Annotated in this window: 1 protein-coding gene; it reads right to left on the bottom strand. The window is 69.7% G+C overall.

What is annotated here, in order from left to right:
* Positions 1-1,294 (bottom strand): acetyl-CoA carboxylase biotin carboxylase subunit (locus ACN269_RS34875; protein WP_421477623.1); only part of this gene is annotated, 1,294 nt, incomplete at both ends.

Genomic DNA, 1,294 nt, shown 5'->3' on the forward strand with positions numbered 1-1,294 from the left:
GGGGCTACCCGTGAGGTAGACGTGGTCGGTGCGCTCGCCGGCATGCAATCGGAAAATCGTCGGCGCTGCGGCCCCTACCCGCCAACCCGACGGCACCTGCCACAGATCGCCGACCGGCCGCGGCCAGTCCCGCAACCAATGGTGCACCGCGGCAGCGATCAGCTCGTCATCGCCGGGCGCCTTCGCGACGAAGTCCGGTGTCCTGCGATCCAGCAGCCCGGTGTCGAGTCGGCCCGCAGCCACATCCGGATCGGCCAGCAGGAACCGCAGGAACTCGACGTTGGTGCTCACACCCAGCACGCCGGTGCCGGCCAGCGCGTTGTCCAGGGCGCGCAATGCCGCGGGCCGATCCTCGGCATGGGCGATCACCTTCGCCAGCATCGGGTCGTAGTCACTGCCCACGACACAGCCCGGCGACAGACCTGAATCCACGCGCACCCCAGGCCCGGTCGGTTCGACGACGTCGAGCACGGTACCGCCGGTGGGCAGAAAGCCGGTGCTGGGATCTTCCGCGTAGACCCGGGCTTCGATCGCGTGACCCCGCAGGACGACATCGTCCTGCACCAGCGGCAGCTTCTCCCCCGCGGCGATACGGACCTGCAGTTCCACCAGGTCGACACCGGTGACCATCTCGGTCACCGGGTGCTCCACCTGCAGGCGGGTGTTCATCTCCATGAAGAAGAACTCGTCGGGCCGGTCGGCGGAGACGATGAACTCGACCGTCCCCGCGCCGGTGTAGTCGACGCTACGCGCGGTGGCGCAGGCGGCGGCGCCGATCCGGTCCCGGGTCGCGGCGTCCAGCAGCGGCGACGGCGCCTCCTCGATCACCTTCTGGTGACGGCGCTGCAGGCTGCATTCCCGTTCACCGAAATGCACCACGTTGCCGAACCCGTCGGCAACGACCTGCACCTCGATGTGGCGGGGATTCAGGACGAACCGTTCGAGGAACAATGTGTCGTCGCCGAACGCCGCGGCCGATTCGCGGCGCGCACTGGCCAGCGCCCCGGGCAATTCAGCCGCATCGTGCACGACGCGCATACCCTTGCCACCGCCGCCGGCCGACGGTTTGACCAGCACCGGGTAGCCGACCTCGGCGGCGCCACCGACGAGGTCGTCATCGGTGAGTCCCGGGCGAGACAAGCCCGGCACCACGGGCACCCCGAACGCCGACACCGCCGCCTTGGCGGTGATCTTGTCGCCCATGGTCTGGATCGCCGCCGCGGGCGGCCCGATGAACACGATGCCCGCCCGGGCCAGCGCGGCGGCGAATTGCGCGTTTTCGGAGAGGAACCCG

It is taken from the genome of Micromonospora sp. WMMD736, assembly GCF_049179015.1.
Taxonomy (GTDB): Bacteria; Actinomycetota; Actinomycetes; order Mycobacteriales; family Micromonosporaceae; genus Micromonospora.